Source organism: Pseudokineococcus marinus (assembly GCF_013004605.1).
GTDB classification, from domain to species: Bacteria; Actinomycetota; Actinomycetes; order Actinomycetales; family Quadrisphaeraceae; genus Pseudokineococcus; species Pseudokineococcus marinus.
In genome coordinates this window covers 1-6051 of the sequence record NZ_JABEMA010000193.1, presented here as the reverse complement: position 1 = coordinate 6051, position 6051 = coordinate 1, and the positions used below count along the sequence as shown (strand labels likewise).

The window sequence follows — 6051 nt, the reverse complement described above, 5'->3', positions numbered from 1 at the left end:
CGTTCTCGATCATCGTCGCCGCCTCGAGGGCGAAGACGTGCGCGATCCGGCCGGTCGCGTGGGCCTCCTCGATGTCGGCGAGGGTCTCGCCCTTGACGACGAAGTCCTGGTGCGCCAGGTCGGCCATGCGCACGCCCAGGTCGAACAGGACGTCCTGGTACTTCCACCCGGCGTCGCTGCTGATGCAGCACGTGCCGTCCATCCCGTTGTCGAAGACGGCGGTGAGCCCGGAGCGGGACAGGCCCTCGTAGCCGGTGGGCTCCCGGCCCTGGCGGATGTGCTCGCGCAGCTGGCCCATGTCCTCGGGGAAGACCTGCACGTGCTCGTGCAGGGAGATGACCTTCTCCGTCTCGAGCAGCCGGCGGGCGCGCTCGGCCTGCTCGGTGGTGAGGTCCAGGCCGGTGTAGGCCGGGACGCGCCCGAGCTGGGCGGCGTAGGCGAACTCGCGGTAGTCGGTGCCGGGCTCCAGGTACTCGTACGCGGTGTACCCGGTGTAGCGCTTGGCGGGGTCGAGCACGGGGCGGCTCCTCGGTCGGGGGGCTGGGGTCGGGGGGGCTCGAGCGGGAGGCCGGGCGGGCGCCCGAGCGCGGCGGGACCGGCGGCGCCGTCGACGCCGACCCGGTGGGTGCGGTGAGTAGTCCGCCACGATCAGGCGCCGACGTCAAGGCCCGCGACACGATCCGGCGCGGGACTGGACGCATCGTTACTTCCCGGCAACACTCGTCGTGCACGATGGCGCGCGCCGGTGCGGACGCCGCCACCCCCGACGGCGGCGTCCGCACCTGCCGGCCCTCCGGCCGCACCCGATCCAGCCCCCGAGCCCAGGAGCAGCCATGACGGCCACGGCAGCAGCGGCGCCGGCCGCGACCCGCACCGACGCGCCCCTCCTGCGGGTGCGCGGCCTGCGCGTGGAGGTTGACGGGCACGGCGCGGGCGCGGAGCCCGTCGAGCTCGTGCGCGGCGTCGACCTCGACGTCGAGCGCGGCGAGCTCGTCGCCCTCCTCGGGGAGTCGGGGTCGGGCAAGTCCGTCACCGCCCGCGCCGTCCTGGGGCTGGACGCCCCGGGCATGCGGCGGACGGCCGAGGATTTGAGCCTCGCCGGCCTCGACCTGCGGGGCCTGTCCGAGCGCGAGCTGCGGCCGCTGCGCGGGGCGCGGATGGCGCTCGTCGTGCAGGACGCGCTCTCGGCCCTCAACCCCGTGCTCACCGTCGGGGACCAGATCGGCGAGCTCGTGCGCGTCCACACGGGCGCCTCGCGCCGGGCCGCGCGGGCCCGCGCCGTCGAGCTCCTCGGCCTCGTCGGCATCCCCGGCGCCGCGCAGCGCGTGCGCGACCACCCCCACCAGTTCTCCGGCGGCATGCGCCAGCGGATCCTCATCGCCATGGCGGTCGCCCTGGAGCCCGAGCTGCTCGTCGCCGACGAGCCGACGACGGCCCTCGACGTCACGGTGCAGGCCCAGGTCCTCGAGCTCCTCGACGGCCTGCGCCGCGAGCTCGGCATGGGCGTGCTCCTCATCACCCACGACCTCGGCGTCGTCAGCGAGGTGGCCGACCGCGTGGCCGTCATGTACGCGGGCCGCGTCGTCGAGTCCGGGCACGCCGACGACGTCCTCCTCGCCCCGGCGCACCCCTACACGCGCGCCCTGCTGGCCTCCGTGCCGCAGCCCGTCCGGGCCGCCGGGGGGCTCGCCACCATCCCCGGCTCGCCCCCGGTGCCGGCCCAGACGCCTCCCGGCTGCGCCTTCCACCCGCGCTGCGCGTGGGCCGTGGACCGCTGCGCGACCGAGGTGCCCGCGCCTCGGGCGCCCGGCCCGCCGCCTCCCACGGGGGTGCCCCGCACGAGCGCCTGCCTGCGGGCGGAGGAGGTGCTCCGTGGCCGCTGACACGACGACGGGGACCGCGGCCGGCACGGGGACCGGCGCCGGGCCCGACGACGGCGCGCTGCTGCGCGCGCGGGGCCTCGTGCGCCGCTACCCCGCGGGGCGCGCGGGCCTGCGCCGCCGGAGCGTCTCGGCCGTCGACGGCGTCGACCTCGACCTGAGAGCCGGCGAGGTCCTCGGCGTCGTGGGCGAGTCCGGCTGCGGCAAGTCCACGCTCGCGCGGATGCTCGTCGGCCTCGAGCGCCCCGACGCCGGGACCCTCGCCTACCGCGGCACCGACGTCACGCGGATGCGGCGGGCCGAGCACGCCGTCATGCGCCGCGGCGTCCAGATGGTCTTCCAGGACCCGTACGCCTCCCTCGACCCGCGGATGACCGTCGAGCAGGTGGTGGCCGAGCCGCTCGCCGCCGCCCGCACGGGCACCCGGGCGGACCGCCGCCGGCGCGCCGGGGAGCTGCTCGAGCTCGTCGGGCTCTCGGCCGGGATGCTGGGGCGCTACCCCCACCAGTTCTCCGGAGGGCAGCGCCAGCGCATCGGCATCGCCCGCGGCCTGGCCCTCGAGCCGTCCGTCCTCGTCTGCGACGAGCCCGTCTCGGCGCTCGACGTCTCCGTCCAGGCCCAGGTGGTCAACCTCCTGGGGCGGCTGCGCGACGAGCTGGGTCTGGCGGTCGTCTTCATCGCCCACGACCTCTCGGTCGTGCGCCACGTCGCCGACCGGGTCGCCGTCATGTACCTCGGGCGCGTCGCCGAGGTCGGCGGGGCGGACCGGGTCTTCGACGCCCCCGCCCACCCCTACACGCGGGCGCTGCTGTCGGCCTCGCCGTCGGTCGACCGCGCCCAGCGGGGGCGCCTCGGCCGGCGGGAGGTGCTGCGCGGCGAGCCGCCCTCGCCGGCCGACCCGCCCAGCGGCTGCCGCTTCCGCACCCGCTGCGCGCTCGCCGTCGACCGGTGCGCGCACGAGCAGCCGCTGCTGCGCCTCGCCGCGGGCGACGACCCCGCGCGCACCGTCGCCTGCCACCGCGCGGAGGAGGTGCTCACCGGCTGACCCGGCGGGGCGGCTGCGGGGTGGCGCCGCCGCGCGCTCCCGGCCCTGCCCCATCCTGGGCGGGTGGACGAGCGCTACCTGCCCATCGAGGAGCACGGCGTCATCGGCGACCTGCGGACGGTCGCGCTCGTCGGCACCGACGGCACGATCGACTGGTACTGCCCCTCGCGCTTCGACGCGCCGTCGCTGTTCGCCTCGCTGCTGGACGCCGACCGCGGGGGCTCCTTCCGCCTCTCCGCCCGTGCGGGCGCCCGCCCCAAGCAGCTGTACCTGCCCGACACGAACATCCTGCTGACCCGCTACCTCACGCGGGACTCGGTCGGCGAGGTCGTCGACTTCATGGTCCCCGAGACCAGCGACGTCGCCGCCGCGCGCGACCTCGTCGTCCGGCGGGCCTCCGCGGTGCGCGGCATGACGACCTTCGACCTCGTGTGCCGCCCGGCCTTCGACTACGGCCGCGTGCCGCACGAGGTGCGGCTCGTCGACGACGTCGGCGCGGTCTTCAGCTCCTCGGCCGGCGACTTCGTCCTCCGGACGTCGGCGCCCCTGCGCGTCACCGACGACGGGCGCGGCGTCGAGGCGGTCTTCGCCGTCGAGGAGGGCGAGCAGGTCGACGTCGTCCTCGAGTGGCGCGGCGTCGTGCGCCCGCTCGCGCTGCACGAGACCGACGACCTCTTCACGCGGACGAGCGACTACTGGCAGCGCTGGGTGTCCGGCTCGCGCTACCGGGGGCGCTGGCGCGAGATGGTCCAGCGCTCGGCGCTGACGCTCAAGCTGCTCGTCTACCACCCCACCGGCGCCCTCGTCGCCGCCCCGACGACGTCGCTGCCCGAGCAGCTCGGCGGCGCGCGCAACTGGGACTACCGGTACGCGTGGCTGCGGGACGCCGCCTTCACGGTCTACGGCCTCATGCGGCTGGGCTTCCTCGACGAGGCCGCGGCCTTCATGGACTGGATCAAGGAGCGGTGCGAGGCGGCGTCGATCGAGCGCGACGTCATGATCATGTACGGGGTCGACGGCAGCGAGGACCTGCCCGAGACGGTGCTCGAGCACTTCGAGGGCTACCGCGGCTCGCGGCCCGTGCGCATCGGCAACTCGGCCGTGACCCAGCGCCAGCTCGACGTCTACGGCGAGGTCATGGACTCCGTCTACCTCTACAACCGCCAGGTCCCCATCAGCTACGACCTGTGGACGACCCTCGGCCACCGCCTCGACTGGCTCGCCCAGCACTGGCAGGAGCCAGACGAGGGCGTGTGGGAGGTCCGCGGCCCCCGGCAGCGCTTCACGTACTCGGCGCTCATGACGTGGGTGGCCTACGACCGCGCCCTGCGGGTGGCGCGCGACCGCGGCCTCCCGGCGCCGACGGAGAAGTGGCGCAAGATCGCCAACAAGGCGCACCGGTTCGTGCAGGAGGAGTGCTGGGACCCCGACCTCGGGGCCTACGCCATGCACCCGGGCAGCCGGCTGCTCGACGCCTCCGTGCTCGTCATGCCGCTCGTGAAGTTCGCCGGGCCGACGGACCCGCGCTTCCTCTCGACCCTCGACCGCATCGGGGACGAGCTCGTCGCCGACTCCCTCGTCTACCGGTACGCCATCACCGGGCACGACGGGCTCGACGACGACGAGGGCACCTTCAACCTCTGCTCGTTCTGGTACGTCGAGGCGCTGACGCGCGCCGGCCGCCTCAAGGAGGCGCGCATCGTCTTCGAGAAGATGCTCACCTACTCCAACCACCTCGGGCTCTACGCCGAGGAGATCGGCCCCTCGGGCGAGGCGCTCGGCAACTTCCCGCAGGCCTTCACCCACCTCGCGCTCATCTCGGCCGCCGTGAACCTCGACGCCGCGCTCGACCGGCAGCGGGAGCGCTGAGCGCCTGCCGAGCACCGTGCTGGACGGCGTCGACGACGCCGTCCGGCACGGGCCCGCCGCTGGCGTCGGGGCGATGCCTATAGGATCTACGCGGCGAGGGCGCCGGGTGCGGCGCCGCACCTCGACGGACCGACGGAGGTCCCATGACGCAGCTGGTGAACCACCCCGACCGCTTCGCCGACGAGGCCGTCGACGGCCTCGTCGCCGCCCACCCCGGCCGGCTGCGCCGCTGCCGCGGCGGCGTCGTGCGCGCCGACCCGCTCCCCGAGGGCGCCGTGGCCGTCGTCCTCGGCGGGGGCAGCGGCCACCACCCCGCCTTCGCCGGCTGGGTCGGCGACGGCTTCGCCGCAGGGGCGGCGTGCGGCGGCGTGTTCGCCTCCCCCTCGGCCCGCCAGATCCGCTCGGTCGCCCTGGCCGCCCACGCCGGTGGCGGCGTCCTGCTCGGCTACGGGCGCTACGCCGGCGACGTCCTGCACTTCGGGCTGGCCGCCGAGATGCTGCGCGCCGAGGGCGTCGACGTGCGCGAGGTGGCGGTCGGGGACGACGTCGCCTCCGCCCCGCCGGAGGAGGCGCACCGGCGCCGGGGCATCGCGGGTGACCTCGTCGTGCTCAAGGTGGCCGGCGCGGCCGCCGCGGCCGGGCTCCCCCTCGACGCCGTCGAGGCCCTCGCCCACCGGGCGGACGCGCGCACGCGCACGCTCGGCGTCGCGCTCTCCGGCTGCACGCTCCCGGGGTCGCGCGACCCCCTCTTCTCCGTGCCCCGCGGCCGCATGGGGGTCGGTCTCGGCATCCACGGGGAGCCGGGGCTCGAGGAGCGCGAGCTCGGGACCGCCGACGAGGTGGCCGACCTCCTGCTCGACGGGGTGCTGGCCGAGGAGCCGGCCCGCGGCGAGGGGCGCCAGGGCTACCGGGGCCGGGTCGCCGTCCTCGTCAACGGGCTCGGCGGCTCGGCCCGCGAGGAGCTGCTCGTCCTCCACCGCCGCGTCGACGAGCGCCTGCGCGCCGCCGGCCTCGTGCCCGTGCGCCCGGAGGTGGGCGAGCACGTCACGAGCCTCGACATGGTCGGCGCCTCGCTGACCCTCTGCTTCCTCGACGACGAGCTCGAGGAGCACTGGCGCGCCGCCTGCGACGCGCCGACCTACCGCCGCGCCGCCGTCCCCGCCGAGGTGACGGCGCTCGAGCCGGTCCCGGACCGCGACGAGGACGCCCCGCCGGGGCCGGCCGCCGAGGGCTCCCGCGCCGCGGCGGACCGGGCGG

At 76.2% G+C, this 6051-nt stretch carries 4 protein-coding genes and 1 pseudogene; 4 read left to right on the top strand and 1 reads right to left on the bottom strand.

What is annotated here, in order from left to right; all coding sequences use genetic code 11:
• Positions 1–517, bottom strand: a pseudogene (locus HLB09_RS11860) (dipeptidase); the annotation flags it as partial.
• Positions 518–833: 316 nt separating this feature from the next.
• On the opposite strand from HLB09_RS11860, the gene HLB09_RS11855 reads away from it, so the two are divergent.
• The 4 genes from HLB09_RS11855 to HLB09_RS11840 all read left to right on the top strand — a co-directional run.
• Complete coding sequence (locus HLB09_RS11855) at positions 834–1883, top strand: ABC transporter ATP-binding protein (RefSeq protein ID WP_171203575.1); 1050 nt, start codon at positions 834–836, stop codon at positions 1881–1883.
• Positions 1873–2925: an ABC transporter ATP-binding protein gene (locus HLB09_RS11850; protein ID WP_171203574.1), complete on the top strand. Its 1053-nt coding sequence runs from the start codon at positions 1873–1875 to the stop codon at positions 2923–2925. The genes HLB09_RS11855 and HLB09_RS11850 overlap by 11 nt, the downstream gene beginning before the upstream one ends.
• Positions 2926–2988: 63 nt before the next feature.
• On the top strand, positions 2989–4794 hold the full coding sequence (locus tag HLB09_RS11845; RefSeq protein ID WP_171203573.1) for a glycoside hydrolase family 15 protein: 1806 nt from the start codon (positions 2989–2991) through the stop codon (positions 4792–4794).
• 143 nt (positions 4795–4937) lie between these two features.
• The coding region (locus HLB09_RS11840; protein ID WP_171203572.1) for a dihydroxyacetone kinase subunit DhaK at positions 4938–6051 on the top strand (1114 nt) is incomplete at its 3' end.